The sequence below is a fragment of the Clostridia bacterium genome (assembly GCA_035561135.1).
Lineage (GTDB): Bacteria > Acidobacteriota > Terriglobia > Terriglobales > Acidobacteriaceae > DATMYA01.
Genome location: DATMYA010000051.1, coordinates 51,234 through 77,368, shown reverse-complemented (window position 1 = coordinate 77,368; position 26,135 = coordinate 51,234). Strand labels below are relative to the sequence as shown.

The 26,135-nt window shown below is 57.4% G+C and carries 25 protein-coding genes and 1 tRNA gene; 12 read left to right on the top strand and 14 right to left on the bottom strand.

The window, feature by feature from the left end:
* The first annotated feature begins 76 nt into the window (after positions 1-76).
* Together VN622_10765 and VN622_10760 are read left to right on the top strand one after the other, a co-directional pair.
* On the top strand, positions 77-1,024 hold the full coding sequence (locus VN622_10765) for an ABC transporter ATP-binding protein (protein ID HWR36339.1): 948 nt from the start codon (positions 77-79) through the stop codon (positions 1,022-1,024).
* Positions 1,021-1,728 carry a hypothetical protein gene (locus VN622_10760; GenBank protein HWR36338.1) on the top strand — a complete coding sequence of 236 codons (708 nt, stop codon included), beginning with the start codon at positions 1,021-1,023 and terminating at the stop codon, positions 1,726-1,728. Before VN622_10765 ends, VN622_10760 begins: the two co-directional genes overlap by 4 nt.
* A 55-nt stretch (positions 1,729-1,783) precedes the next feature.
* On the opposite strand, the gene VN622_10755 is transcribed toward VN622_10760, so the two are convergent.
* From VN622_10755 to ndhC, 12 genes are all read right to left on the bottom strand, one after another.
* Positions 1,784-3,223, bottom strand: a complete 1,440-nt coding sequence (locus VN622_10755) for an NADH-quinone oxidoreductase subunit N (protein HWR36337.1) — start codon at positions 3,221-3,223, stop codon at positions 1,784-1,786.
* A complete protein-coding gene (locus VN622_10750; GenBank protein ID HWR36336.1) occupies positions 3,220-4,806 on the bottom strand; it encodes an NADH-quinone oxidoreductase subunit M in 1,587 nt (528 codons plus the stop codon). Before VN622_10750 ends, VN622_10755 begins: the two co-directional genes overlap by 4 nt.
* Positions 4,803-6,899: an NADH-quinone oxidoreductase subunit L gene (gene nuoL, locus VN622_10745; protein ID HWR36335.1), complete on the bottom strand. Its 2,097-nt coding sequence runs from the start codon at positions 6,897-6,899 to the stop codon at positions 4,803-4,805. Before nuoL ends, VN622_10750 begins: the two co-directional genes overlap by 4 nt.
* The gene (nuoK, locus tag VN622_10740; GenBank protein HWR36334.1) at positions 6,896-7,198 is read right to left on the bottom strand and encodes an NADH-quinone oxidoreductase subunit NuoK; all 303 of its coding nucleotides are present in this window, start codon (positions 7,196-7,198) and stop codon (positions 6,896-6,898) included. Before nuoK ends, nuoL begins: the two co-directional genes overlap by 4 nt.
* Entirely contained in the window at positions 7,198-7,698 is a 501-nt protein-coding gene (locus VN622_10735) for an NADH-quinone oxidoreductase subunit J (protein HWR36333.1), read from the bottom strand. Before VN622_10735 ends, nuoK begins: the two co-directional genes overlap by 1 nt.
* A gap of 109 nt (positions 7,699-7,807) precedes the next feature.
* Entirely contained in the window at positions 7,808-8,878 is a 1,071-nt protein-coding gene (gene nuoH, locus VN622_10730; GenBank protein HWR36332.1) for an NADH-quinone oxidoreductase subunit NuoH, read from the bottom strand.
* A gap of 173 nt (positions 8,879-9,051) precedes the next feature.
* Positions 9,052-11,418, bottom strand: coding sequence for an NADH-quinone oxidoreductase subunit NuoG (nuoG, locus tag VN622_10725; GenBank protein ID HWR36331.1), 2,367 nt, complete (start codon positions 11,416-11,418; stop codon positions 9,052-9,054).
* Positions 11,419-11,554: 136 nt separating this feature from the next.
* On the bottom strand, positions 11,555-12,874 hold the full coding sequence (nuoF, locus tag VN622_10720; protein ID HWR36330.1) for an NADH-quinone oxidoreductase subunit NuoF: 1,320 nt from the start codon (positions 12,872-12,874) through the stop codon (positions 11,555-11,557).
* A 69-nt stretch (positions 12,875-12,943) separates the two neighbouring features.
* Positions 12,944-13,429 carry an NAD(P)H-dependent oxidoreductase subunit E gene (locus VN622_10715; GenBank protein HWR36329.1) on the bottom strand — a complete coding sequence of 162 codons (486 nt, stop codon included), beginning with the start codon at positions 13,427-13,429 and terminating at the stop codon, positions 12,944-12,946.
* Between the two features lie 113 nt (positions 13,430-13,542).
* Positions 13,543-14,751 carry an NADH dehydrogenase (quinone) subunit D gene (gene nuoD / locus VN622_10710; protein HWR36328.1) on the bottom strand — a complete coding sequence of 403 codons (1,209 nt, stop codon included), beginning with the start codon at positions 14,749-14,751 and terminating at the stop codon, positions 13,543-13,545.
* Positions 14,751-15,248: an NADH-quinone oxidoreductase subunit C gene (locus VN622_10705; GenBank protein ID HWR36327.1), complete on the bottom strand. Its 498-nt coding sequence runs from the start codon at positions 15,246-15,248 to the stop codon at positions 14,751-14,753. Before VN622_10705 ends, nuoD begins: the two co-directional genes overlap by 1 nt.
* A 2-nt stretch (positions 15,249-15,250) precedes the next feature.
* Positions 15,251-15,643, bottom strand: coding sequence for an NADH-quinone oxidoreductase subunit A (ndhC, locus tag VN622_10700; protein HWR36326.1), 393 nt, complete (start codon positions 15,641-15,643; stop codon positions 15,251-15,253).
* Between the two features lie 288 nt (positions 15,644-15,931).
* Here ndhC and VN622_10695 point away from each other — a divergent pair, with 288 nt between their 5' ends.
* The 9 genes from VN622_10695 (at position 15,932) to VN622_10655 (ending at position 22,740) form a co-directional block, all read left to right on the top strand.
* Positions 15,932-16,618 (top strand): hypothetical protein, encoded by a 687-nt coding sequence (locus tag VN622_10695; GenBank protein ID HWR36325.1) that lies wholly within the window; start codon positions 15,932-15,934, stop codon positions 16,616-16,618.
* 86 nt (positions 16,619-16,704) lie between these two features.
* A complete protein-coding gene (gene thiS, locus VN622_10690; protein ID HWR36324.1) occupies positions 16,705-16,905 on the top strand; it encodes a sulfur carrier protein ThiS in 201 nt (66 codons plus the stop codon).
* Between the two features lie 96 nt (positions 16,906-17,001).
* Positions 17,002-17,090: transfer RNA gene (locus tag VN622_10685), tRNA-Leu, on the top strand.
* Positions 17,091-17,630: 540 nt separating this feature from the next.
* The gene (locus tag VN622_10680) at positions 17,631-17,858 is read left to right on the top strand and encodes a hypothetical protein (GenBank protein ID HWR36323.1); all 228 of its coding nucleotides are present in this window, start codon (positions 17,631-17,633) and stop codon (positions 17,856-17,858) included.
* A gap of 69 nt (positions 17,859-17,927) precedes the next feature.
* Complete coding sequence (locus tag VN622_10675; protein HWR36322.1) at positions 17,928-18,563, top strand: DUF4126 domain-containing protein; 636 nt, start codon at positions 17,928-17,930, stop codon at positions 18,561-18,563.
* A 231-nt stretch (positions 18,564-18,794) separates the two neighbouring features.
* Positions 18,795-19,412, top strand: coding sequence for a DUF47 family protein (locus tag VN622_10670; protein HWR36321.1), 618 nt, complete (start codon positions 18,795-18,797; stop codon positions 19,410-19,412).
* A gap of 79 nt (positions 19,413-19,491) precedes the next feature.
* Positions 19,492-20,541: an inorganic phosphate transporter gene (locus VN622_10665; protein HWR36320.1), complete on the top strand. Its 1,050-nt coding sequence runs from the start codon at positions 19,492-19,494 to the stop codon at positions 20,539-20,541.
* Positions 20,542-20,630: 89 nt separating this feature from the next.
* On the top strand, positions 20,631-21,800 hold the full coding sequence (gene ribB / locus VN622_10660; protein HWR36319.1) for a 3,4-dihydroxy-2-butanone-4-phosphate synthase: 1,170 nt from the start codon (positions 20,631-20,633) through the stop codon (positions 21,798-21,800).
* Between the two features lie 199 nt (positions 21,801-21,999).
* Positions 22,000-22,740, top strand: coding sequence for a Bax inhibitor-1/YccA family protein (locus VN622_10655; GenBank protein HWR36318.1), 741 nt, complete (start codon positions 22,000-22,002; stop codon positions 22,738-22,740).
* A gap of 58 nt (positions 22,741-22,798) precedes the next feature.
* Here the strand turns inward: VN622_10655 and VN622_10650 are convergent, their stop codons facing one another.
* Complete coding sequence (locus tag VN622_10650; GenBank protein ID HWR36317.1) at positions 22,799-23,062, bottom strand: hypothetical protein; 264 nt, start codon at positions 23,060-23,062, stop codon at positions 22,799-22,801.
* 29 nt (positions 23,063-23,091) lie between these two features.
* Positions 23,092-23,670 carry a MerR family transcriptional regulator gene (locus VN622_10645; protein ID HWR36316.1) on the bottom strand — a complete coding sequence of 193 codons (579 nt, stop codon included), beginning with the start codon at positions 23,668-23,670 and terminating at the stop codon, positions 23,092-23,094.
* Between the two features lie 503 nt (positions 23,671-24,173).
* Here VN622_10645 and VN622_10640 point away from each other — a divergent pair.
* The gene (locus tag VN622_10640; GenBank protein ID HWR36315.1) at positions 24,174-26,114 is read left to right on the top strand and encodes an ABC-F family ATP-binding cassette domain-containing protein; all 1,941 of its coding nucleotides are present in this window, start codon (positions 24,174-24,176) and stop codon (positions 26,112-26,114) included.
* Positions 26,115-26,135 lie beyond the last annotated feature (21 nt).

Here is a 26,135-nt window from a genome sequence, read left to right as displayed (position 1 = left end):
TTTTGTTTGTGCGAGGCCGGTGTCATACATGCTACGGCGCGCCGCTCGGAAGCAGTTGCAACTCTCGCAATAAACCGTGACACTAATCGGCATGACGGCCATGCTCGAATTCGATCATGTCACAAAAGAATACGGCAGAGTGTTTTCGCGGTGCCGCATTCGAGCTCTCGACGGCTTCTCGCTCGAGGTGGAGCAGGGTGAGATTTTCGGATTTCTTGGCCCAAACGGTGCCGGAAAAACGACGGCCATCCACCTTGCGCTAGGTTTCATGCGAGCGACCTCGGGCAGAGGTCGGTTGTTGGGGCGGCCATTCGGAGATGCGGCGACGCGTGCGCGTGTGGGTTTCCTTGCGGAGAACGTGGCGCTCTATCACCGGCGCGCTTCCTCCTTGGTTCGCTTCTACGGCGGGCTTAACCGAATGCATGACCCATCGTTAGCACAGCGTACACGAGACGTTCTGGACCTAGTGGACATGCGTGAACACGCCGGGCGCAACGTGGGACGATTCTCTCGCGGCATGATGCAACGCATTGGGTTGGCGCAAGCGATGGTGAATGATCCCGAACTGCTGATCCTTGACGAACCTACGTCGGCGCTTGATCCTATCGGACGTGTCGCCGTGCGGGAATTACTGCTGCGCGCGCGGGAGCAGGGTAAGACGATCTTCCTCAGTTCACATATGCTGTCGGAAGTTGAGCAAATTTGTGATCGTGTCGCCATCCTTATGCACGGGCGAGTTGTGCGCCTTGGACGGATGCCTGAGCTGCTGCAACAGAGCGAGAGTTGGACGGTGACCGCGCGTGGTCTTGATCCGGCCGGCTACCCGGACGCGACGCTCGATGGTGAGCTGTTGAGTTTTGTGGCTTCGGGAAGAGTGCAAAGGCAGATTATCGAGCGCATATGGATGGCAGGCGGAGAAGTGGTGAGCGTGACGCCGATGCGTCGTTCATTGGAAGACCTGTTCATGCAATTGGCTGCAGAGGCCGATGAGGCGGGATCACCCGCGGCGAGAGTGAACGCTTGACGCCAATACTGCTTATCGCCGCCAACTATCTTCGCGAGCAGCGCTGGCCCGCTATTGGACTTTTTGCGTATGGAATTGGAAACGCGCTCGCGTTCGGGGCAGTGGGTGGGCCGGTTGCAATCGAAGACGTTTACTTCTACATTCGGCAGCAGGCCCTCTTCGCGGCCCTGTTTGCCACCTTCCTCGCAGCCGCAGCGGTTCACAATGACAGGCGCTCGCGGCGAATACTGGCCGTGCTTTCCAAGGCGATTCACAGGGGCGAGTACCTGGCGGGACTGTTCCTTGGACTCGCTGCGGTGATGGCAGCGTATTGCGCGGTGGTGGCACTATCCAGCCTGTGGCTGGCCGGGCAAACGCAGCTCACAATTGTTTCCGCTGTTGCGGCAGTTGCAATTGCCTGGATAGCATCGCTGGCAGTGATTTGCGTTGCACTCTTCTTCTCGACGTTTCTCAATCCATTCTTCACGACCGCAGCTACGGCCGCGGCCATCATGCTCCCGGCACTCTGGGTGCACACAGCAGTCCATCCTGCGCTGTGGCTCTCACCGCCGTACTACCTGCTTTCAGGTATCGCGCTCTCTCCGACGTTTACATTCGCGGGAACGGTGACGGCAGTTGTGCTGGCCGCTATCTACGGGGCGTGCTTCTTCGTGCTGGCGACGGTCCTCTTCAGCCGGCGCGACGTGGCCATCGCAATCGAATGAAAAACCGGCGAGGACTCAGCCCCGCCGGTTCTTGTTCCTCTCGATGTAGTACCTGTTATTGCATCAACATTCTTGCCGATTCGAGTGCGTAGTTCAGCACGCGACCCGGAAACACGCCAAGATAAATAGTAGCCACAACGCTGACAACGAGCGCGAAGCCCAATGCCACGGGAACGCGCGGGACAGGAGTGCTGACGCGCTCATCGCGCATGTACATATACACGATGATTCGCAGATAGTAGAACGCCCCGATGGCACTGTTGATCAGGCCGATGATGGTCAATCCCACGAGGTTCGATTTGAGCGCCGCGCTGAAGACGTAAAACTTCGCGAAGAACCCCCCAGTGATAGGAATTCCAATCAGGGATAAAAGGAAGATAGTGAGCGTCGCGGCCAGAAGGGGCGAACGTCGTCCCAGTCCAGCGTAGTCGTCGAGCAACACGTACTTCTCGCCCGTGCTTGCGAAATGGCTCACGACAGCGAACGCACCGACGTTCATCGCCGCATACGACGCTGAATAAAACATGGCGGCTGAGATGCCGGCATTGGTGTCCTTGATGGCGGCGAATGCAACTAGCAGGTAGCCGGCGTGCGCGATGGAGGAGTAAGCCAACAGGCGTTTCACGTTCTGTTGTACCAGCGCGCCCATATTGCCGAGCGTCATTGAAAGTGCCGCCGATATCCAGATCAGCCAGAACCATCCCGGCGCCGATGTGGCGAAGAGCACCCGGAGCAGAACGGCAAACGCAGCAGCTTTCGGCGCGGTCGACATGAATCCTACGACGGGAGCCGGCGCGCCTTCGTACACGTCAGGTGTCCAAATCTGAAAGGGAGCCGCGGCAACCTTGAAACCCAGTCCTACGAACATGAGCGCGACAGCGACATAGGCCAGCGTTGGAGCGTCGTTTTGCAGGACGCGGGCGATTTCCCCGACGTTTGTCGACCCAGTTGCGCCGAACATCATGGCAATGCCATAGAGGAAGAAAGCCGTAGCGAATGATCCGAGAAGGAAATACTTCAGCGACGATTCGGTGCTTTCTGCTGCGCGCCGACGGAAGCCAGCGAGAACGTAGGTCGAGATGGACGAAATCTCAAGGGCGATGAAGATCAGGACCAGTTCGACGGCCGACGACATGAGGCCCATACCAACCGTGCCGAACAGGATAAGACCGTAATATTCGCCGTGACGAATGTTCTGAACCTTGAGGTACTCGAACGACATGAGGGTCGTAACGAGTGCGACCACAAGCACGACGATGTGGAAGAAGATGCTGAAATTATCGACCCGCACCATGCCCCACCACGACGTCCCGGGATAGGTGGACTGGTAAACTGTCGCGATAATCGCGGCAACGATGCCGACTGCGGCAACCGCGCCGAGCGACTTGCGGTCGTCCTGATCCTTCAGGAGCGGGTCCACCATCATGACGATGATGCCAAAGACGGTGAGTACGATCTCTGGCAGGATGCGAATGTAATCGACGGCGGGAATCATCGGCCGGTCACCTGAGGAACGTTCAGTGTCGCCGGAGCGACGTTGGGCAGCGGCGTAGTTACGCCACCGGATACGGCTTGCTGGTTCTGCCGCATGGAAATAGCCCTTGCCACAGCCGGGTCAATCGAGTTCAGCCAGAGCACAGGCGCGACTCCCATGACCAGCGCTGCGATTGCGAGCGGCAATAGTGCGACTCGCTCGCGGCCGTTCATATCCGGCAGGGCAGCATTGGCCTCGTTTTTGACCGTGCCGTAGAACACGCGTTGATACATCCAGAGCATGTACGCCGCGCTCCAGATGACGCCGCTTGCGGCCAGGATTCCGTAGATTGCCTTAGCCTGGAATGAGCCGGTCAGGATGAGGAACTCGCCGACAAAGCCATTCATCAGCGGCAGACCGATGGAGGATAGCGTGATAATGAGGAAGAAGGTGGCATACACCGGCATGGGAGTAGCCAGACCGCCGTACTGCTTGATCTCATAGGTGTGGCGGCGCTCATAAACAATGCCAGCCAGCATGAACAGTGCGCCGGTCGAGACGCCATGGTTCAGCATCTGGTAAACAGCGCCATTCACGCCAGCTTGCGTAAAGCTGAAGATGCCGAGTACAACGAACCCAAGGTGGCTAACCGAAGAATAGGCGATCAACTTCTTCATATTCGGCTGCACCATGGCGACTAATGCGCCATAGATGATGCCGATAATCGCAAGCGCAATGATCCACGGCGCATTGCGGCGAGCTTCTTCGGCGAACAGTCCAAGGTTGAATCGGAGTAGGCCGTAGGTGCCCATCTTCAGCAGCACTCCGGCGAGAAGGACAGAGCCCGCTGTCGGCGCTTCCACGTGAGCGTCGGGGAGCCAGGTGTGCAATGGAAAGAGAGGTACCTTGACGGCAAAGGCTATAAAGAAGCCAAGGAACAGCCACTTCGTCGCCGTCGCAATACCATCAACCTGCCCACCCGCGAGTGCCGCCTGGATGGTTACGAAGTCGAAGCTTCCCGTATGCACATAGAGCCAGATGATTGCGCCGAGCATGAAGACCGAAGCGATCATCGTAAACAGGAAGAACTTGATAGCTGCGTAGATTCGGCGCTCGTGCCCATACATGCCGATAAGCAGCGCCATCGGAATCAGCGTGGCTTCCCAGAAGAAGTAGAAGAGGAAGAGGTCGAGAGACACGAAGACGCCGATCATCGCCGTCTCGAGCAGCAGCAGCAGGATGAAGAACTCCTTCACCCTGTCTTGAATCGACTTCCAGGAGATGAGAACACTGAGCGGAACCAGGAACGTGGTCAGGATAACCAGCCACAGCGAGATACCGTCGATGCCGAGGTGATAGCGAATGCCTTCACCGGCGCCGAGCGGGATCCAGCCAACGTTCTGCTCAAACTGGAAGCCCATGTCTCCATTCCTGAAGTGCCAGGGCAGGTGCAGGGAAGCCAGCAGCGTGGCGATGGAGATCGCCAGCGCGAACCAGCGTATGTCGCGGTCACGTCGCGGGAAGAATGCAAGCAGCAAAGCGCCTGCGGCAGGAAGAAACGTGACCAGCGTCAGGATAATGCCGTTCAGACTCGCGGCGTTCATCTCGTACCCATCCAGACCATATAGACAATGACCAGCGCGGCACCGGCGGCAACCCATCCGGCGTAAGACCGAATGTTGCCGGACTGTTGTTGGCGAACTCCATCGGAGACGTCTTGCGCGCCGCGTGCGGCTTCGTTAACCGTGGCGTCGATCGCGCCCACGTCGATCCCTCGCCAGAGGAGCTTCGTTGAGCCTTCCACGATTGGGCCGATGACGCTGGCGCCGTAGATCTCGTCCACGTAGTACTTATTCAGAACTGTCTTGTAAACAGTGCCCAAGCTCGCAGTGATCTTGGCAGGCAAATCGCGGCGCTTCACGTACAACAACCAGGCAAGTCCGAAGCCGGCGAATGCCACAGCCACGGAAACACCCGTGAGCAAGCGCTCCATCGCGACCTCTTCATGCGAGGCGGATTCACCATGCGAAGCAGATTCCTGCGCCGGTCCGGCAACGTGCTCGGCAAGGGTACCGGTTTCGACGGTGGCCGTGCTCGGCAGCACTGGAGCCAGGAATTTGTGGAATGTGTTGTTACCGCCAAGGGCGTGCGGCACACCGACGTATCCGCCGACGACCGAAAGGACGGCCAGGATGACGAGCGGAGCGAGCATGATCCACGGCGACTCGTGCGGTTCGCTATTGCCGTCAGCACCCTGTCCGTGCGAACCCGTCGCAGGCGCGTGTGCGATCGTGTCATGCCCACCGATCGGAGTGGCATGGGCGTGACCAGCGTGCTCCCCAGTTTCGTGCGCTTCGCCGCGATAATCGCCCCAGAAGGTCATGAACCACATGCGGAACATGTAGAAGGATGTAAGGAAGGCCGTGGTGACGCCGACAAGCCAGAGCACCCAATGTCCGTGCGGGCTGCTGAAGGTTTGCCAGAGGATCTCGTCTTTCGAGAAGAATCCGCTCAGGAATGGGAAGCCGGCGATTGTGAATGTTGCCGCCGTCATTGTCCAGTACGTGTACGGAATCTTATGGCGCAAGCCGCCCATGCGGCGCATATCCTGCTCACCGCCGAGGGCGTGTATGACAGAGCCGGCTCCAAGGAAGAGCAGCGCCTTGAAGAAGGCGTGCGTCATCAGGTGGAAGATTCCCGCCGAGTAAGCCGCAACGCCGCAGGCCAGGAACATGTAACCCAACTGAGAGATGGTCGAGTACGCGAGTACTCGCTTTATGTCGTTCTGCGCCATGCCGATAGTGGCGGCGAAGATCGCCGTCAGGCAGCCGACAACGGCTACGGCCATTAAGGCAATCGGTGCGTGGTTGAATACGGCATTTGATCGCGCGATCACGTAAACGCCGGCCGTGACCATGGTGGCGGCGTGGATGAGGGCGGATACCGGTGTCGGGCCTTCCATGGCATCGGGCAGCCAGACGAAGAGCGGAATCTGTGCAGACTTGCCGGTTGCGCCAAAGAGCATCAGCAGGCCAATGGCGGTCAGCAAGCCGGCGCCGGCGGTCTCAACCGGCATGGCGTTGACGGCCTTGAACACGCCGGAGTACTGCAGCGTGTTGAAGTGCTTGATCAGCAGAAAGAGCGCGATCAGGAAGCCGAAGTCGCCGACGCGATTCGTGATGAACGCCTTTTTGCCGGCGTTAGCGGCCGAATCCCTACGGAAAAAGAAGCCAATCAACAAGTACGACGCGAGGCCCACGCCTTCCCATCCGACGAACATGAGCAGGTAGTTGTCGGCGAGCACCAGCGTAAGCATGAAGAACATGAACAGGTTCAGGTAGGAGAAGAAGCGGTAATACCCGCCCTCATGCGCCATGTACCCGACCGAGTAAACGTGGATCAGAAAGCCGACGCCGGTCACAACCAGCATCATCACCATCGAAAGCTGGTCCAGGTAGAAGCCGTATTCGACACTGAAACTGCCGGCACGAATCCATGCGCCGTGACTTTCGGTAACGGCGGCTGCGCCTCCACCGACGAACTGGAGCGCGGCGAACACGGCCCAACCGAACGAAAGCGCGGTCGAGGTTAAGGCAACCGTGCTCACAGCGGCCTTCGGGAAGCGCCGTCCGAAGAGGCCGTTGATCACGGCGCCAAGCGCCGGCAACAGCGGAATCAACCAGAGATGCAAGCTCATAGTTTCAACAAGTTCACGCGATCAACGTTCAGAGTTTCGCGCGTGCGGAAAACGGAGATGATGATTGCCAGTCCAACGGCGGCTTCAGCGGCCGCCACGACCATGACGAAGAAGACGAAAACCTGCCCATTCAAGGAGTCCCATTGGGTCGCAAAGGCTATGAACGAGAGGTTTACAGCGTTGAGCATAAGCTCGATCGACATGAAAATGGTAATGATGTTTCGCTTGATGAGGAATCCAGCAACGCCACAGGCGAAGAGGAACGCACTCAGGAGCAGGTAATACCAAAGAGGAATCATTACTCTCCGCCCCTCCTGGCGAGGACCACGGCGCCCATGATCGCGATGAGGATCAACACGGACGTGACTTCAAACGGCAACAGGAAATCGCGGAAGAGCAGGCGTCCGATGTCCTTGGCAGATCCATGCAGGGCTCCGATCATCACTTGCCCGGCGCTGACGTTCCTGCGCAGGAGTACCCACGCCACAGCGACAAGGCCGATCAGCAGGCCCGGAACGCCGAACATGAGTGCGACCCGGCTGGTCCCGTGACGCTCTTCCGCGCCCGCATTCAGCAACATGATGACGAAGACGAACAACACCATGATTGCGCCGGCGTAGATGATGACCTGTACGGCGGCCACGAATTCGGCTCCGAGCAGGAGGTAGAGCATCGCGAGCGATGCCATCACCACGATCAGCGAGAGAGCGCTGTTGATCGGGTGCTTCTGCGCGAGGAGGCTGATGGCCCCGCCAACGCAGATCGCCGAAAAGATCAGGAACAAGATTAAGTGCAGCATGTTTGTTTTTGCCGGCGTCTATGGCGTGCCGGAATACCGCTCATTTCGATTCTCAACTTAACCAGCCCGATGACTTGAGCTGAGGCAACTTACTCGCTCGCGTTGACGTTTACGACCGCAGCGCTACCACCAGCGCTGTTATCACAATGTTCGCGATGGCGACCGGGAGAAGAAACTTCCACGCAAATGCCATCAGTTGGTCATAGCGGAAACGCGGCAGCGTGCCACGTACCCAGATATAGATAAACAGGAAAACGAAAATTCGCAGCAGGAACCAGAACACCGGCAGTAGCCCCTGGAGAATCGGGGGACCGAAAACCGGGCCGCTCCAGCCGCCAAGGAAGAGAACCGATGCCAGGCACGCGACGGTGACCATGTTGGCGTACTCGGCCATGAAGAACATCGCGAACTTCATCGCGCTGTACTCCGTGTGGTATCCGGCCACGAGCTCGGTTTCCGCTTCAGGCAGATCGAAAGGGATACGGTTAGTTTCGGCGAACGCAGCCATCAGGTAGATGAAAAACGCGATGAACTGTCCCTTGAAGATGTTCCACTTAGGGATAAACCCGAGCCACGTACCCTGCTGCTGATTCACAATGTCGCGCAAACTGAACGATTCGCAAATGATCAGCACGCCGATAACTGACAGGCCGAGCGCAACCTCATAACTGACCATCTGCGCGCAGGCACGCAACGCTCCCAGCAGGGAATACTTGCTGTTGGAAGACCAGCCAGCGAGAGCGATGCCGTAGACACCAACGGAGGTGAGGCCAAGAATAATCAACAATCCAATACCGATATCGCCGGCCTGACCGTTTGCTTCTGTAATGCCGGTGATCTGTATCGGAGTAGTGATACCAAAGATCGTGACGCTTGGACCAATTGGCACCAGCGCGATGGATGTCATGGCCATCGTGAGTGCCAGCACCGGAGCGAGCAAGTACAGTCCCCGGCTCACATATGGAGGCGTCAGATCTTCCTTTAGCAAGAACTTTGCGCCGTCGGCAAGTGGCTGCAAAAGGCCAAACGGACCCACGCGCGAAGGGCCCCAGCGGTTCTGGATGTGGCCTACGACTTTGCGCTCCAGCCAAACCGTGTATGCCACGATCGTGAGCAGCACACCGACTGTAACCACGATTTTGATCACGGCAACGAGAAGAAATGTAAGGACGTTATTCATTGATATTGCGCTCTGTTCAATCCAACACAAGCTGCTAAGTCGCTGACCTTTCGAGCGAGGGCGGAACACGCCATTCAGCCCGGGAGAGCAGAAGCTGCGTAGCTCAGCAGCTTCTCAAAACAGGTACATACAAGCTGAACTGCCGAAGTCGGCGGATTAATCGCATAGCCACTTCAATCCGCTACTACTTCTTTATCCGCCGGTGTTTTCCCGCGGCCTTCCATAACCGAGTTCAAGGTCGTCGAGAACCGACCCAGCGTACCCGAAGTGAAGAGCGTGTCATTCGAAGGCAGAACCAGTTGCGGACGGCTTTCGATGGCGGCACCCTCGATCTGCACCAGGTCGGTGTGTTCGTCGGCCCCGGCAAGCAGGTTCACGCGGGAAATATCGTATGAGGGCACGAGCCGTTGGATCTCATCGAGCATCGCAATCGGATCGAACGGACTCATCTTCGGCTCCAGTCCGTGTGCCTGAAGCCACACTGTGTGGCGGTCGGCTTCGCCGGATTCAGCGCCGCGGGACTGCCCCATGTCGGCGCGAGTTGAACCGCCGAGCGGGACGAGGCTATGCACGCCGTACCCCATGCGATCCGCTATGCGCACGATCATTTCGAAGTCAGTCTTCGCGGTCGTAAGCTCGCCAGCTTTCTTGAGCAATTGAACGTCGCCGCAAGTATTCGTGAATGTGCCCGATTTTTCATAGGCGCTCAGGGCAGGCAATACGACATCGGCCACCATCGCCGTCTCGGTCAGGAACATGTCCTGGAGAACGACAAAGGGCGACTGCAATACAAATGGATCCACGTTGAAACGCGCAATGGGATTCGAGCCGACGATGTGCAGCGCTTTCAGGCGACCGTCGCGTGCTGCGTCCATCATCTGCGGAATGTCCATGCCGGGCATCTGCGGGACTTTGCTGTGCCACTCTGCCGGAACACTGGAGCCTCCGGACGCTGGCAGGTAGCCGGGCAACAAGTCGGGATAGAGGCCCATATCGGCGGCACCGCGTGAGTTCGCGTAGTCGCCGAGACAGATGAAACGTGCGCCATGCGCCGCCCCGAAGCGCACCAGCGCATCGATGTCGGCTCCCCTGACTTCGGCCCCAAAGATCACGACCAGGTTCTGCGCGGACTTCAATGTGCCACGCAGCCTGGCGAGCGCTTCGTGCGTGAGCGATGCGTTGACAATGGCGTCGGCTGCGGAGTCGTCGCCGGCGAGGAAGCGCGCAAATGCGCCCTCTGAACCTGCTGGAAGCTGCGTCAGCGAAGCCGCCTGACGCTTCAGCTTGATATCGGTGGAGTTGACCAAGTGCAGCTTGGCGCGATGCAGGCGCACGTTGTTACGGATCTGCCATGCGAGCAGCGGATGCTGGTCTGTCGGATTGTTGCCGATGAGCAACAGAGCAGGCGCGGTAAATACGTCTCGCATTGACGCAGTCTTCGCCTTCTGTGTCGAGATGGCCTTGACGAAGGACGGGTAGTCGGCCGTGCGGTGATGGTCGACATTATTAGTCCCCAGTACCAGTCGCGCATATTTCTGAAGCAGGTAGTTCTCTTCGTTCGTCGTGCGGTTGGAGCCGATGACGCCGATTGCCTGGCCGCCATGGGCCTCGAGTACTTCCTTGAACTTGCTCGCGATCAGGTCGAAGGCCTGATTCCAGGTCGCCTGTTCGAGCTGTCCATTTTTCCTGATGAGCGGCTGCGTAATGCGTTCCGGACTATTCGCAAAGTCGAACGCGTAGCGGCCCTTGATGCAGAGGAAGTCGCCGTTGATTCCGCTCTTGTCGCGATTGTCGCCGCGAACGATTTCCATACCACTCTCATGGCGGCGAACGCCGAGCGTGGTCATGCAGCCGTCGCCGCAATGCGTACAGACGGTGCCGACGTGGTTCATCTCCCACGGGCGGGTCTTATAACGGTATGCGCCTGAGGTGAGTGCGCCGACGGGGCAGATATCGATGCACATGCCGCACTCTTCGCACTCAAGATGGTCCTGATTATTGGGAGCAATGACCGAACCCTGACCGCGATTTTGTACGCCGAGCGCCCAGACGTCCATGCCTTCGCCGCAAACTCGCACGCAGCGGTAACAGAGGATGCAGCGCGGGCGGTCAAAGTAAACAACAGGAGACCATTGCTGCTCCTCGCGGTGCGACTTGATGTCGATGAACTTCGACTCGGCCGCGCCGTACTTGTACGTCATGTCCTGCAGTTCGCATTCGCCGCCAGCATCACAGACCGGGCAATCGAGCGGATGGTTGGCGAGCACCAGCTCCAGCATGCTCTTGCGCGCCTGTACCACCTTTTCGCTCTCGGTGTTGACCACCATGCCTTCCGCTACGGGCGTGGTACACGCAGTCTGTAGCTTCGGCATTTTTTCGATTTCGACCAGGCACATGCGGCAGGCGCCCTGCAGCGACAGTCCCGGGTAGTAGCAGAAGGACGGAACTTCGATGCCCACGTTCTTGCAGGCTTCGATCAGCAATGTGCCTTGCGCTACGACAATCTTGTTCCCATTTACGGTGATGTTGACGTCAGCCATGAAAACCAGTCGCCAGTCGTTAGTCGTCGGTTGCCAATTCGGCGCAACACGCTGACCTGAATTTGTAGGGCATTCGATCGCAACGCGAGTCGATTGCCCGATAGCCAGTTAACCCAATATCCCGATTCGAATCGCTCTAGGCGATGACCGGCAGTTGCTCCAGCGCCGCCTGCGGTTCGTACGGACACGGACGGCCTTCCAGATGATCTTCGAATTCTTTGCGGAATTTCTTCACGAAAGCAATCGTCGGCATAGCCGCGGCATCGCCCAGGGGACAGAACGTGCGTCCCAACATGTTTTCCGCCAGGTACTGAATGTTGTCGATGTCCTTCTTGATGCCGCCCCCCGCGTGGAAGCGCACCAGCGTCTTCTTCAGCCAGTCGGTACCTTCGCGGCAGGGAATGCACCATCCGCAACTCTCGTGACGGTAAAACGCCATCGTGCGCAGTGCGAACTTCACCATGCATACCGTGTCGTCGAGTACGACGACTCCGGCGGAGCCGAGCATCGTACCGGCTTTCATGCACTGGTCGAAGTCCATGCCGATGTCGATCTCTTCCGGCAAAAGAACAGGAGTGGAAGAACCGCCGGGGACAACGGCCTTCAGTTTGCGGCCCTTCCAAACACCGCCTGCAACCTCGTAGATCATCTTGCGAAGACTGTAGCCCATCGGCAGTTCGTACACGCCAGGGCGTTCCACGCATCCGCTGATGCCGAACAAGCGCGTGCCACCGTTTTTTGGCGTGCCAATGGCCGCGTACTTTTCGCCGCCCATCATGAAAATGTGCGGAACGCTTGCCAGCGTTTCAGCATTGTTGATGACGGTCGGCCCGCCCCAGAGTCCAACAACAGCAGGGAATGGAGGACGGATGCGCGGAACTCCGCGCTTGCCCTCAAGGGACTCCATCAATGCAGATTCTTCGCCAACTTCATAGGCGCCGGCGCCACCGTGCCAGTGCACGTCGAAATCATGCCCCGTGCCGAAGATGTTCTTCCCGAGAAAGCCACGCGCATAAGCGTCCTTGATGGCTTTCATCATGATGTCTGAAAGATAGCGGTACTCGCCCCGAAGGTAGATATAGCCGGTCTTAGCGCCGACGGCGAGGCCGGCAATCATCACACCCTCTATGACCGAATGCGGGTCGTGCTCGAAGATCATGCGATCTTTGCAGGTGCCCGGTTCGCTCTCGTCGCCGTTACAGAGGATGTACTTCGGCTTGGCGGACTCCTTCGGCACGAAGGACCACTTCATGCCCGCAGGGAAGCCAGCGCCACCGCGCCCACGCAGGTTCGAGGCTTTCATCTCATTGATGATGCCCTCAGAACCCATCTGAATCGCTTTCTGAACGGCCTTGTAGCCGTCCAGTTCAAGGTAGCGGTCTATGTTCGCCGCGCCCTTACCCCAGCGCCACGAGATAGCCTTAACCTCATCGGGATGTGATACCAAGTCAGCCATGAACAGTTCTCAGTTCCCGGTTCTCAGTTCTGGTTGATGAAACTCATGATTCCAAGCAGCGTGTTTCGCCTATTGCTGTTCGCGTTTTCGGTACGACTCGAGAACGGCGTCAACTTTCTCCATTGTCAAATTCTCGTGATAGTCGTAGTTGACCTGTATGGCCGGAGCCCAGCAGCAGGCGCCGATGCACTCAACTTCTTCGACCGAGAACAATCCGTCTGGAGTGACGCCCTTGTCCTGCGTTACGCCCAGCGTCTCCTTGCAATGGCGCAGAATTTCTTCACCGCCGCGAACCAGGCAGCTTATGTTCGTGCAGACCTGCACGTTGTACTTGCCGGCCGGCTTAGTCCTGAGCATCGAGTAATAACTGATGACGTTGCGCACTTCCAGATCGCTTAGCTCGAGCCGTTGTGCGATTTCATTGACGGCATCGTCACTCAGATAGCCCAGCTCGTCCTGGACATAAAGCAGCGTCGGCACCAATACCGACCGCTTGGTCGGATAATGCGTCAGCATCTCGGTGAAGCGGGTTTCGAATTCGCTAGAAAATTGCATTCAAGTCTCTAAGCTGCTGAGCCTTAAAGCTCCTAAGCAGGAGCACGTCGGCTCTATCCAGCAATCTCAATATCCAGTTCGGTAGCTCAGTCGCTTAGCAGCTTAGCGACTACTTATCTGTCCACGTCTCCAAGAATAATGTCGATCGATCCCACGGCTGCTACTACATCAGCTATTAAGCCGCCTTCGCACATGACGGAGAGGGTGCTGAGGTTCGCGAGCGAGGGACTCCGCATGTGGACGCGGTATGGCTTCGCTGTTCCGTCACTAACCACGAAGTAACCCATCTCGCCTCGAGGAGACTCTACGCCCTGGTACACCTCGCCCGCTGGAACGGTGAAGCCCTCGGTCACGATCTTGAAGTGATAGATCAACGACTCCATCTGGGTCTTCATCTTCTCGCGGTCGGGCAGAACGACCTTCGGCGCATCGGCCTTGATGGGACCTTCCGGCATCCCTTGTAGCGCCTGCTGCACCATGCCGATGGATTCGCGCAGTTCCTCGACCCGACACAAGTAACGGTCGTACACGTCGCCGTTCTTGCCGAGAGGCACTTTGAAACTGAAGTTTTCGTAGCCAGAGTACGGCATGTCACGGCGCAGATCCCAGTCAACGCCGCTGCCGCGTGCGGTTGGCCCGGTCGCTCCCAGCGCAATCGCGTCCTCGGCCGAGAGTTTTCCAACGCCCTTCGTGCGGTCCATCCAGATCGGATTTGCGGTAAGCAGGTTTTCGTACTCATTGATGCGCTCGGGGAACCTGTCTGCAAAGTGCTTCACTCGCTCAAACAAATCCAGCGGAGCTTCCATCGCAAGGCCGCCAATGCGAAAGTACGAAGTCATCATGCGCTGACCGCTGACCATCTCGAAAATCCGCAGAATGTCTTCCCGTTCGCGCATGCAGTACAGGAACACCGTCATTGCGCCGATGTCCATCGCGTGCGTGCCCAGCCAGACCAGGTGAGAACTGATGCGCGACAGTTCGTTGAGCATCACGCGCATCCATACGGCGCGCTTGGGAATCTCTAGTCCGAGCAATTTCTCTACCGCAAGGCAGTACGCGAGGTTGTTGGTCAGTGGGCAGAGATAGTCGATGCGGTCGGTAAGAGGCACGACCTGCTGGTAGAACTTGGCTTCGGTGGTCTTTTCGATGCCGGTGTGCAGAAAGCCGATGTCGGGCATAATCCGCACAATGGTTTCGCCATCGATCTCCAGGACGAGGCGCAACACGCCGTGGGTGGACGGATGCTGCGGGCCCATGTTCAGGATCATCGTGCGATCTTCGCCAGGCTCAAGTGTCGCGACGTACTGTCCAACGGTGCCCATTACCGGTAGCCCTCAACTGGATAATCTTTGCGTAGCGGGTGGCCTTCCCAGTCCGCCGGCATCATGATGCGCCGCAAGTAGGGATGCCCAGTGAAGCGGATTCCAAAGAGGTCGAAGACTTCGCGCTCAAAAGGATTCGCGCCGGGCCACATCGGGGTGACGGAGTCGATGCTCGCATCCGCGCCACTCAACTTCACTTTGATACGCACACGCTGCTTCAATTTCATCGAGAGTACGTGATAAACGACTTCGAAGCGCGGCTCGGCAGGATACCAGTCCACGGCCGTAACATCGCAAAGGAAGGCGAACTGTGTTGCCGGGTCGTCGCGCAGGACAGCGAGAGCCTCGCAGAGCGCACCTCGGTTCAGCCAAATTGTTAGTTCGCTGCGGTCCCACTTCGCGGCCTGCACAACTTCCGGCCGCCAAGCCAAAAGCTGCGCCAGCGCCGGACGGTCTTTAAGTTGTTCGATGTTGTCGATTGCCGTCTCAAGGGGCATGGCTACATGACCTCTTCGCGTGTCGGCTTGTTCCAGTCGATAACGCCCTTCTTCCATATGTAGAAGAGCCCAACCGTGACGATTCCGATGTAGATCAACATCTCCCAGAATCCGAACATCTTCAATTCCTTGAGAAGAATGGCCCAGGGATAAAGAAAGATTGCCTCAACGTCGAACAGAATGAAGAGCATCGCGACGAGGTAGAACTTCACCGAAAAGCGTTGGCGGACGTCGCCCTGCGGAATCATGCCGCATTCGTACGGCGACATCTTCACCCGGTTTTTCTTGTGCTGCCCAATGAATGTGGACAGCAGGACGATCGCAACCGCCAGGCCGGCAGCCGCGAACATATGCATCAGAAGAGGCAAATAACGGGCGAAATAATTCTCTGACATAGGAAATGCACGTGTTTGGTTTGCACCGAAGTAGTAGTCGGGTAAACATCCGAGTTTAGATTTCATATCTACGGAGTGTCAAGCCGTAAGCCGCGCATAACACGCGCGTTTCCGGCTGCTCGCGATTATCTGCACTGCACAATCTAGCTCTCGACCGGTGACGCATTGTGTCATTGCACATCGCGCTGAACTGAACGACAATGTGCGACGACAATGTGCAAACGAAAACAGTGCGGCGAATCTCGCGCCAGTCGTTAGCTCATTCGCGCTGGTAGCGCAGCTTCGAACATGACCGTCTTCGGCTTCAATACGGATATCAAGTACGCTGACACCGTTTACCACGTACAGAGCGAGGAACGAACGAACGACCTGGTGTTGCAAACGCAGGTCTTCGTTCGGGGGCGCTGCATTGGAAAGCGTGCAACGCCATATAAAAATCTGGCAGGCTCTCACGAGTTCTCCGAATCGGCCGCCCACGATATGCTGAAGGCTCAGCATCGGGCTATGGTGGAAGCGATCCGCTCCGGTCGAGTAGCAGAAGCGCTGGCCGCACCCGCACCTATGGCAATGATTTCTGAGCCGAGGTCTGGTGGCCCCGCAGCCGGCAGCAAGGTGCCTGAGCAAGTGGCGGAGATGCCAACCGGCCCTGAACCTGTGTTGGACAGCACTCCGCAACTGTCGCTCGAACTCATCAACTCCGAGTCGATTTTCTTGGAGGACGCGGTAACGCTGTGCCTGCTGGTGACAGATGCCGAGATTCCGATAGCGGGCGCGCGGCTCGTGTGTCGCTTTTCCCTGACCACTCCCGGCGGGGAGGAGGCGCCCATCTATTCCCAAGGGGTAACCGGGATTGATGGCATCGCCGAGGTTCGGCTCTTTTTGGATGAAGCAGCGCTACACGACGCTACGGTGCTGGTGCAGGCGACGCATGCCGGGCAGACCGCTACCCGTAAGTTTCGCGTGCGTGGGAAGTAGCGATCCTGCTCCAACGGTGCAACAAATGGTCTGCCACCTGCTGCCGTTATCTGCCGCGCAAGCCATCTGTTATCTTGGTGTCCACGATGAAGCTCATCATTAATGGGGAAGAAAAGGACTTCACGTCCGGACTTACGCTGGCCGCGCTTATCAGTCAGCTCGGTATCAAGGGCGACCGAATCGCCGTCGAACTCAATCGCGACATTGCCCCACGCGCGAGTTGGGAGACTATCGAGCTCACCGAAGGCGACAAGCTCGAGGTTGTGCACTTCGTTGGCGGCGGTTAAGCAGCGCCCTATACGCACGGACGCCTACTCAGCCTGGTTTGAGGCGTCTGCCCGTACTAAACTACAAAATGGGCATCCAGAGCTCAGCTTTTCTACGCCGGGATGGCGAAACTGGCAGACGCAGCGGACTTAAAATCCGCAGACCCGAAAGGGTTGTGGGGGTTCGATTCCCCCTCCCGGCACCACCTTCAAGGCAAAACCTTCTGTCATTCTTCATCCTTGATCGTCGTTTCCAGAGTAGATTGCCCTCCGGGAAGCGGCGCGGCATGCCTGTTTCGATGTTTTTGTTTCATGCCGATGTGTCCAGAACGCCACGCTGTGCGAGTATGGAAGTGTGTCTAAAATGCCTCAGTGGAAGGCCTTTGACTTCGTGACCGCCGGGTCACAATATCGAAAATAAGCTATTAAAGCTCATTGTTACGATTATGCTTCGAAGTATAACTAATGTAAGCACTTACTTTTGCGCATAGGCGCGATCGTGCCATGCCTTCTTGCGCGTATTGGCTTTCTGAAAGAAGTCGAGTCGGGTGATTTTCTGATTGATTTTCTGGCGTTTTCACCGTAAGCTTTCATGTTTCATCGTGAGCGGTTGAGCCTGGTGGCAGCATGAATAAATCACTCCGTGACATGAAACCTTTCGTAGTTTCCGGAGTCTAAGTTAAGGAATCCTCTTCTTACAATTGTTTCCGGTAACTTCATCTCGTTTAAGGTGGGGCAGATTAGAAATGGCGAAGCGACGTGGCAATCCTAACTGGGGCAAGCCCGAACCGATCGGGCCGGTGACTCCGACAATTACTGAGTTTGAGCAAGTGGTCCGTGAGTTCAAGCTGCAACCCGACCAGTACCTCAGGTCAACTCGTCTGCGCGAGTGGGCGCGGCGAAACAAGAACTCGAAATACATTCCGGAGCCACTGTTGGAAGCGTGGGGTTTTGAGATCGAGTCGACTCTGTAAAGCGCCGAGCATTGCACAGTTTAGGGCCGCCAGATGGCGGCCCTTGCTATTTTGAACTCAGGTGTGGCTATGAAGATCGCAGGGAACGAACTTGTCGCCATGCTGGTCGCCACGAGCTTTGCGGCCGGCCTGAATGTTTACGCCACGGTGGCCACGCTCGGCCTGCTCTCGCGGTTTGACGTCTTCAACCTGCCGCCCGCGCTGCAAATCGTCCAGGACTGGTGGGTAATCGGCGCATGTGCGGCTCTTTTCCTGTTGGAGTTTGTTGCCGATAAAATCCCCGTTGTGGACATGGTCTGGAATGCGCTGCAAACGTTTGTTCGAGTGCCGGTTGCGGCGCTGCTGGCCTACGGCGCCACTGCAAGCCTCTCTCCGCAGACGCAGTTGGCGAGCACGATATTGGGTGGCGTAGTCGCGATGGCAGCGCATACGGGAAAAACAGCGGTGCGCGCCGGCGTCACGCCTTCACCGGAACCCTTTAGCAACATGGCGCTCAGCACAGCCGAAGATGCCGGCGCAATTGGCTTGACATGGGTCGCTACGTCGCATCCTTACATCGCCGCCGGTGTCGTTGTTGTCCTCTTGATCGGGCTGATCCTGATCGTGCGATGGATTATCAGGGCACTGCGTTCCATGTTCCGCCGTCTGCGCCAGCGCTTCTCTCCTAGTCCCGACACATCCTCTGCCTGGAATCGCGCCGCCTAGCCTCGCACGATTGCGCAAGGAATTGAGGCCAACAGTTTTCAGTCCCGGCCAAGATCACTACAGTTCTGCGTGGCACGCCCGCGTCTGAAACGCTCGGTGTCAAGGTCGCTTCTTCGTACCGATACACTGGTTTGACGCTGAGGATTTCGAGGTGAGATAGTAATCCGTTTCAGACTAGAAATTTTGAGCCGCGCTGTATTGATGGCGGCAACTAAGGGAGCCACCTGAAAGATGGTCCGCATTGTCCCCCGTGAAACTAAGTTCTTCGACATGTTTTCCGAGATGTCAGCCAACCTTTGCGACGGAGCGCGCGTACTCCGCGATGTGCTGGCGAATTACCAGAATGTCGACATCTCGGTGCAGAAAATCAAGGAAATCGAACACAAGGGCGACGACATGACCCATGCCGTCCTTGTCAAACTGAATCAGACTTTCATTACCCCCTTTGATCGCGAAGACATTCATAAACTTGCGTCCTCCCTCGATGACGTCCTCGACTTCGTCAACTCGGCTGCTGACCGCCTGATTATGTACAAGATTAAGAGCGTGCCACCTGCTGCAGTGGAACTCGCATCGATTATCGTAAAGCAGTCGGAAGAGTTGGGCCGGGCAGTGTCCCTGCTGGAGAAAAGCAACCAGCGACTCCTCGAACATTGTGTCGAAATCAACCGGCTTGAGAACGAAGCGGACAGCGTCAGCCGTAATGCTATTGCACGCATCTTCGAAAACGAAACCGATCCTATCAACCTGATCAAAATCAAAGAGCTTATAGAAGTGCTGGAGACCGCCACAGACAAGGCGGAAGACGCCGCCAACGTGCTTGAGACCGTGGTCCTCAAGAGCGCGTAGCCTCATATTCTTGCGGCTTATCGGGCGCTAGAGGTAAGTTCCCGGCTTTTTGATGAACTCTTGCGAGGAAGGCTGATCGGTGGATACAGGACTGCTACTTGTACTATTAACCGTTGCAATTGCGCTAACGTTCGACTTTATAAATGGCTTTCACGATGCTGCGAACAGCATCGCGACCGTTGTCTCGACCCGCGTACTCTCTCCGAAACTTGCTGTTCTGTGGGCGGCATTTTTCAACTTCGTCGCCGCATTTCTGCTCGGTACGGCCGTCGCGCATACCATCGGCAAAGGCATGATCCAACTGGACATCGTGACCCAGTACGTGGTCATGGCTGGGCTACTGGGCGCCATCGTGTGGGATTTGCTCACCTGGTGGTGGGGATTGCCGACCTCTTCCTCGCACGCGCTCATCGGTGGTTATGCTGGTGCGGCAATCGCTCGCGCCGCGATGGTTCGCGGATGGGGACGGGCATTTGAGGTCATTATTCCGCACGGATGGACGAAGACGTTGACTTTCATACTCGTCGCGCCCGTTCTTGGCCTGGTTCTCGGGTTCGCGTTGATGGTGGCCGTGTTCTGGATCTTCCGGAACAAAGCTCCGCAACAGGTCGATCACTGGTTCCGCAAGGCGCAGTTGCTTTCCGCGGCTGCGTACAGCCTCGGACACGGCGGAAACGACGCGCAGAAGACGATGGGAATCATTGCGGGCGCACTCTATACCGGCGGGCTGATGAGCAAGGCAGACATGATAGGCGATTGGGGACCGATTAAGTGGCCCATCATCCTGTCTGCACACTTGGCAATCGCGCTGGGAACATATTTCGGCGGATGGCGAATCGTTCACACTATGGGGTCAAAAATAACGAAGCTTAAGCCGGTGGGTGGGTTCTGCGCCGAAACTGCTGGTGCGCTTACGCTTTTCGGCACTGCTCTGGCCGGCATTCCGGTATCGACCACGCACACGATAACGGGCGCAATCGTCGGAGTGGGCACGACGCATCGCCTCTCCGCAGTGCGATGGGGCGTGGCAACGCGCATTGTATGGGCCTGGGTGTTGACCATTCCCGCTTCGGCATCAGTGGCGGCGCTCACCTTCTGGATCATTCGCATGATCAATCCGAACGCGTAGTTGCGGTTTTTGCGATAGTAAGTTTCAGCCGCTGAGTTGCATACAGCCCAGCGGCTGTTGTTCTTTGCTACAATTTATCCAGGTTCCTCATGACTCCGAATGCACCATTCTGCGACGTTCCTACCGCTATTGAGGAGATCCGCGCTGGCCGGATGATCGTCGTTGTTGACGACGAAGATCGGGAAAACGAAGGCGACCTCACCATGGCCGCCGAGAAGGTTACGCCCGATGCCATCAACTTCATGGCCAAGTACGGACGCGGCCTCATCTGTCTCTCAATGACGGAAGAACGCCTCGACTATCTGCGCCTGGGACAGATGTCCGCGGAGAACACATCGCAGTTCGGCACCGCTTTCACGGAGTCAATTGATGCCCGGCAGGGGGTGACCACGGGCATCAGCGCCCACGATCGCTCGTACACCATCAAAATCGCCATCGATCCAGCGACACGTCCCAACGATCTGGCTCGTCCGGGACACACGTTCCCGCTGCGTGCGCGTAAGGGAGGCGTGCTCATTCGCGCCGGACAGACTGAGGCTTCCGTCGATCTCGCACGCATGGCCGGGCTGATTCCTGCCGGAGTGATCTGCGAGATTATGAAGGACGACGGCACGATGGCGCGCGTCCCCGACTTAGTCGAGTTCTGCCGCGAACATCAGATGAAGATGGTGACAGTCGCGGAGGTGATACGATACCGCCTTCAGCACGAGCGCACCATCGTGCGCCAGGGCGAAGCGCTGGTCCCGACACGCTTCGGCGAGTTCCGCATGATCGCCTACCAGTCGGAAGTGAACGGCGATTCGCATATCGCCATTGTCAAAGGCGACCTGGAGAATTCCGGTGAGCTGCCTACGCTGGTGCGCATGCATTCGCACTGCCTGATGGGCGATGTCTTCAGTGCGACATGGTGCGAGTGTCGCGGTCTTTTGGAGGAGTCGATGAAGATGATTAACCGCGAGGGTCGCGGAGCGATCATCTACCTGCACCAGACCTCCAAAGGTTTCTCGGTGGAATCTCTCGGCGGCAAGCCGACGCTGCAATTCCATAGGGACTTACGGCTGCCGACGCTGCCGGATTCGCAGCGAAAAACGCAGCGCGAGATTGGCATTGGCGCACAGATTCTGTCGGACCTGAAGTTGCAACGCATACGTCTGTTGACGAATCGCCCACGCAAAGTCGCCTCATTGGAAGGCTTCGGCCTGCAAATCGTGGAACAGGTGCCTGTGCCGATCGATGTCGCTATGAGCTGCCAGGACTGACGAACGACAACTTCCACAAAGAAATCCAACGATGAGGACGCGCAAACCGCGTCCTTTTTTTCCGTTGGGCTGCAAAGCGTTTTCCGTTCTCAGGCACACTCGAAACAAGATATATTTTCGCCACATGCCCGGCGGCGACCAAGGTGTAGGCAGACGAACCGGCGATCAACTGTCATCACGGCAGCGCGCTCAGGCTGTTGTGGGACACGTCTTCGATCCCGATGGGCCAATGCCCGGCGAGGCGCTGTCGTACGAAATGGAAGAGGTTGAGCGCGAGCAGCGCGCATTGCTGGTGAAGGTTTACGGATTCATGGCTGTGGGCCTGCTAATCTCTGCCGCCGTGGCGCGATGGGCGATGGCTCGACCCGAAATGTTCACCTACGTGCACGAACACGCGCTCTCCTTCCAGATCATCTTTGCCTTGGAAGTCGCGGCGGTCGCCATCATCTCGCAAGTAATTGAGAACATTCCGATCGGCTTGGCAGCGCTGATCTTCGTTTGTTACGCGGCGTTCAATGGCATCTCTTTCGCGGTGTTCTTCCTGTTCATCCCGCCCGGCGCGGTTGCCTTCGGATTTCTGATTGCCGCACTCACCTTTGCAGCCATGGCCGCGTATGGACGCATGAGCGGCGCCGATCTAGGCACGATGGGGTCCACGCTGATCACGCTCGTCGCTGGCCTCGGAATCATGTCGGCAGCGAACGTCGTGTTCAACAACGAGAGGGTTTACTGGGCTACGTCCTACCTCGGCGTGATCGTGTTCGCGAGCCTTGCGTCTTACCATGCGCAGGATTTCCGCGACTTCGACTGGGCGTTCGAAGACGACGACGAGGCCAACAACAAGGCTGCACTGACCGGAGCGTTATTGCTGTATCTCGACTTCGTCAATCTCTACATCATGTTCATGAGGCTGATCGGCCGCGGGCGCGACCGTCGCTAAACCGAGCGACAGAATTGAGATGGATGGGCGGGCTCGGTGCCCGCCCCATGTTCGTCATTTACGTTACCTTACGCGGAACGATCTCGTCGTTGTTGATAAAGAACTGCGCCGAGCACTGATCGGAACCGCAAATGACCGGCACCAATCCGGCGATCTGTTTTCGCGTGATGAGCCCTAATGTGCCGCAGCCCGGACAGGCGAGTACGGCCCAGTACGGATCGTTTGTCTCGCCAGTTTCACCAGCGTTCTCAAGGATGAACAGCGTGCCTGGACCCATTTGTTCGGGGATCCACTCGTTCAGGAAGTTGATCTCAGCAACCATCGTCACCCCTCCGTACCGCGAGCAAGCCGTTATGAAGCGCTGTTGCCAGTATGAGTAGAGGATCTTCCTTTTCGCGTGCGTGATGCCGAACGTTTCTGTGCCATTGAGGCGAGCGCTGCGTGGGACACTCCGGCGGCAGCCGCCATGAATGACGGTGCAGTGCCGGAAAGTTGAGCCTGCGCCTGCCTGTCTGTGAATACCCGAACGTCTGTCTGGATGCGCTGCACCGTATCGCTCAAGCAGACGGTGAGCATGGGTTGGCGGGAATTCTTCAAAATATCTACGACAGCACGGGCCGAATCTTCCAAAAATATATGTTTGCCGTCGGTGAGCAGGTGGTACTCGGAACTAGCGCTCACGGTTTCGACGAGACGCTTGCCGAGTTCGCGTTGCAGATAGCGCATCACTTTGCGGACACGCTGCAAGCTGAAGCCACGCTGACGCAGTTCGCAGATGACGGCGACTTCGGCCAGGTCGGGCAGGGAATAGAGCCGACGGCGGCCATCGCGCGCCGGAACCACGATTCCGCGCTCGTCCCACCACTGCAACTGGCGCTGTGTGATGCCAGTCAGCGCTGCCACCTCATTGGATGTGAACGTATTGTCCACTCCACTCCTCACTCAATCCCCGGAATGGCTGCAGATTCCGGAGCGCCGAGTTTGTTGCATTCCGAACTAACACCAAAACTGCGTCGTCCGAAACTGAAGGAGGCCAAAACAAAAAGCCTCTGAAATGTTTGAAACATCTTAGGCCCGCTTTGTTGCCTGTCAAGGTGATTCAAAATGTGCGCAGGGAGGAAGTTGTGGATTTGTATGTAGGATTTTCTAAATGCACGCACCTTGGCAGGTAGCTCAGACGCAATGAAAGCTGCCAGGGAATGTGCTGTCCTCCTGTGAGCGGAGCGACACAGTCACGAAGTCGAAGGATCCCTGCGATCAGCACGGAGCTGCCAGAAGGGGGACTTCGACTCGGTCTTGCGCTCTCGCTCAGGAGGACAACGGTTTGCGGTAGCTCGGTAGCTCAGCGACTGTCCGGCCAGCCAAGCAGTCACGGCGCGTGAGAGAATGGGGAGTACCGATCTCATTGTTATGAAAGCTAGAGCACAGCGTCGATGATCCAGTTGTCCGGGGCCGGTAAGCGTTTCGGCCACAAACTCCTTTTCGAAAACCTGGATTGGATGATCACTCCGCAGGATCGTGTGGGGCTGGTCGGTGCCAACGGCACGGGTAAATCCACGCTGCTGAAGATTTTCTCTGGCCTGGAGTCGCTCGACTACGGATTGCTGACTTGTCAAAAGGGAGTCAGCTCCAGCTATCTGCCGCAGGATGGTCTTCGCCTCGCCGGCCGCTCGGTATTCGATGAGTGCCTGAGCGTCTTCGAAGATCTGCACTGCATTGAACGCGAGCTCGTGCAGCTTACGCACAGCATGTCCGAAGTCGATCCCGCCAGTCCCGAGTACGTGCAGGTGGCGGACCGGTTCCATCGACTCGATAACGAGTTTCGAACTCGAGACGGGTACGCCATCGAAGCGCAGGTAGGGGCGGTTCTCACGGGCCTCGGATTTCGCAAGGCAGACTGGTCGCGTCAGACCGAAGAGTTCTCCGGCGGTTGGCAGATGCGCATCGCGCTCGCCAAGCTGCTGCTTCAGAAACCCAACCTGCTCCTGCTCGATGAGCCAACAAACCATCTTGATCTCGAAACACGCAATTGGCTGGAAGGATACCTGCGCCAGTATCCATACGCTTTTGTGCTCATCTCGCACGATCGGTACTTCCTGGATGTCACGGTGAACAAAATCGCCGAAATATGGAACAAGCGCGTTCACTTTTATCATGGCAATTACGAGAAGTACCTTCGCGAGAAAGAGCAGCGGCGCGATCAACTCATCTCGGCGTACAAGAATCAGCGCGAACGTATCGAGCAGCTTGAGGCTTTTATCAGCCGCTTCCGCTACCAGGCGACCAAGGCGAAGCAGGTGCAGAGCCGCATCAAGGAGCTCGACAAAATTGAGCGTATAGAGATCCCTGCGGAAGAGAAAACCATCCACTTTACTTTCCCGCAGCCGCAACCGAGCGGGCGCATCGTTGCCGAATTCAACGGCGTAGCCAAGAGCTATGGGGAGAAGCGCGTCTTCAGCGGCGTGGATTTCATCATCGAGCGCGGAGACCGCATCGCATTGGTCGGCATTAACGGCGCAGGCAAGTCGACGCTGATCAAGTTGTTGGCACAAGCCGAGCGTCCGACCGAGGGCGAGTACCGCCTGGGTCACAACGCTGAGCCAGACTATTTTGCGCAGGACCAATATAAGGAACTTGACGGCGAGCGCCGCATGATCGACGACCTGGGCAGCATCGCACCGCAGTCCGGCCACACCGAGCTTCGGAACCTGCTGGGGAGCTTCCTGTTTTCAGAAGACGATGTATTCAAGAAAATCGGCGTTCTCAGCGGCGGTGAGCGCAACCGCTACGCACTGGCGCGAATGCTCCTGCAGCCCTCTAACTTTCTGCTGCTGGATGAACCAACGAACCACCTCGACCTGCGCGCTAAAGATGTTCTCCTGGACGCGCTCGAGAAATTCAAAGGAACGGTCGTCTTCGTCTCGCACGATCGCTACTTCATCGACAACCTTGCAACTCGAATCTTCGAAGTCGCCGACGGCGCGGTTACGGTTTTCCCTGGCAACTACGAAGATTACCTCTGGCGCAAAGAGAAGGAAGCACAGGGCGAGGCAGCGCCCGTTGCTTCCGGCACAGGTTCGAACGGCGGGGGCGGGGCGGCCGTCGTGAACGGTGGCGATGACGAGAAGCCTGAATCGAAGAAGCGCCTGAATCCGATCAAAATGCGGCAAATGCAGGAACGCTGCGAAGAACTTGAGCAGAGTATTGCTCGCGCTGAGACGGAAATCGCCGAGGCAGAGAATGCTCTGGCAACATTTGTGACTGTTGCGGAAACGCAGCGCCTGACCGATCTGATGGCCGACAAGCGCTCCGAGTTGGAGAAGCTCATGTCCGAGTGGGAAGACGTATCAGGCCTTATCGAACAGAACGCCTGATCGCCATCAATACGAGTGCAA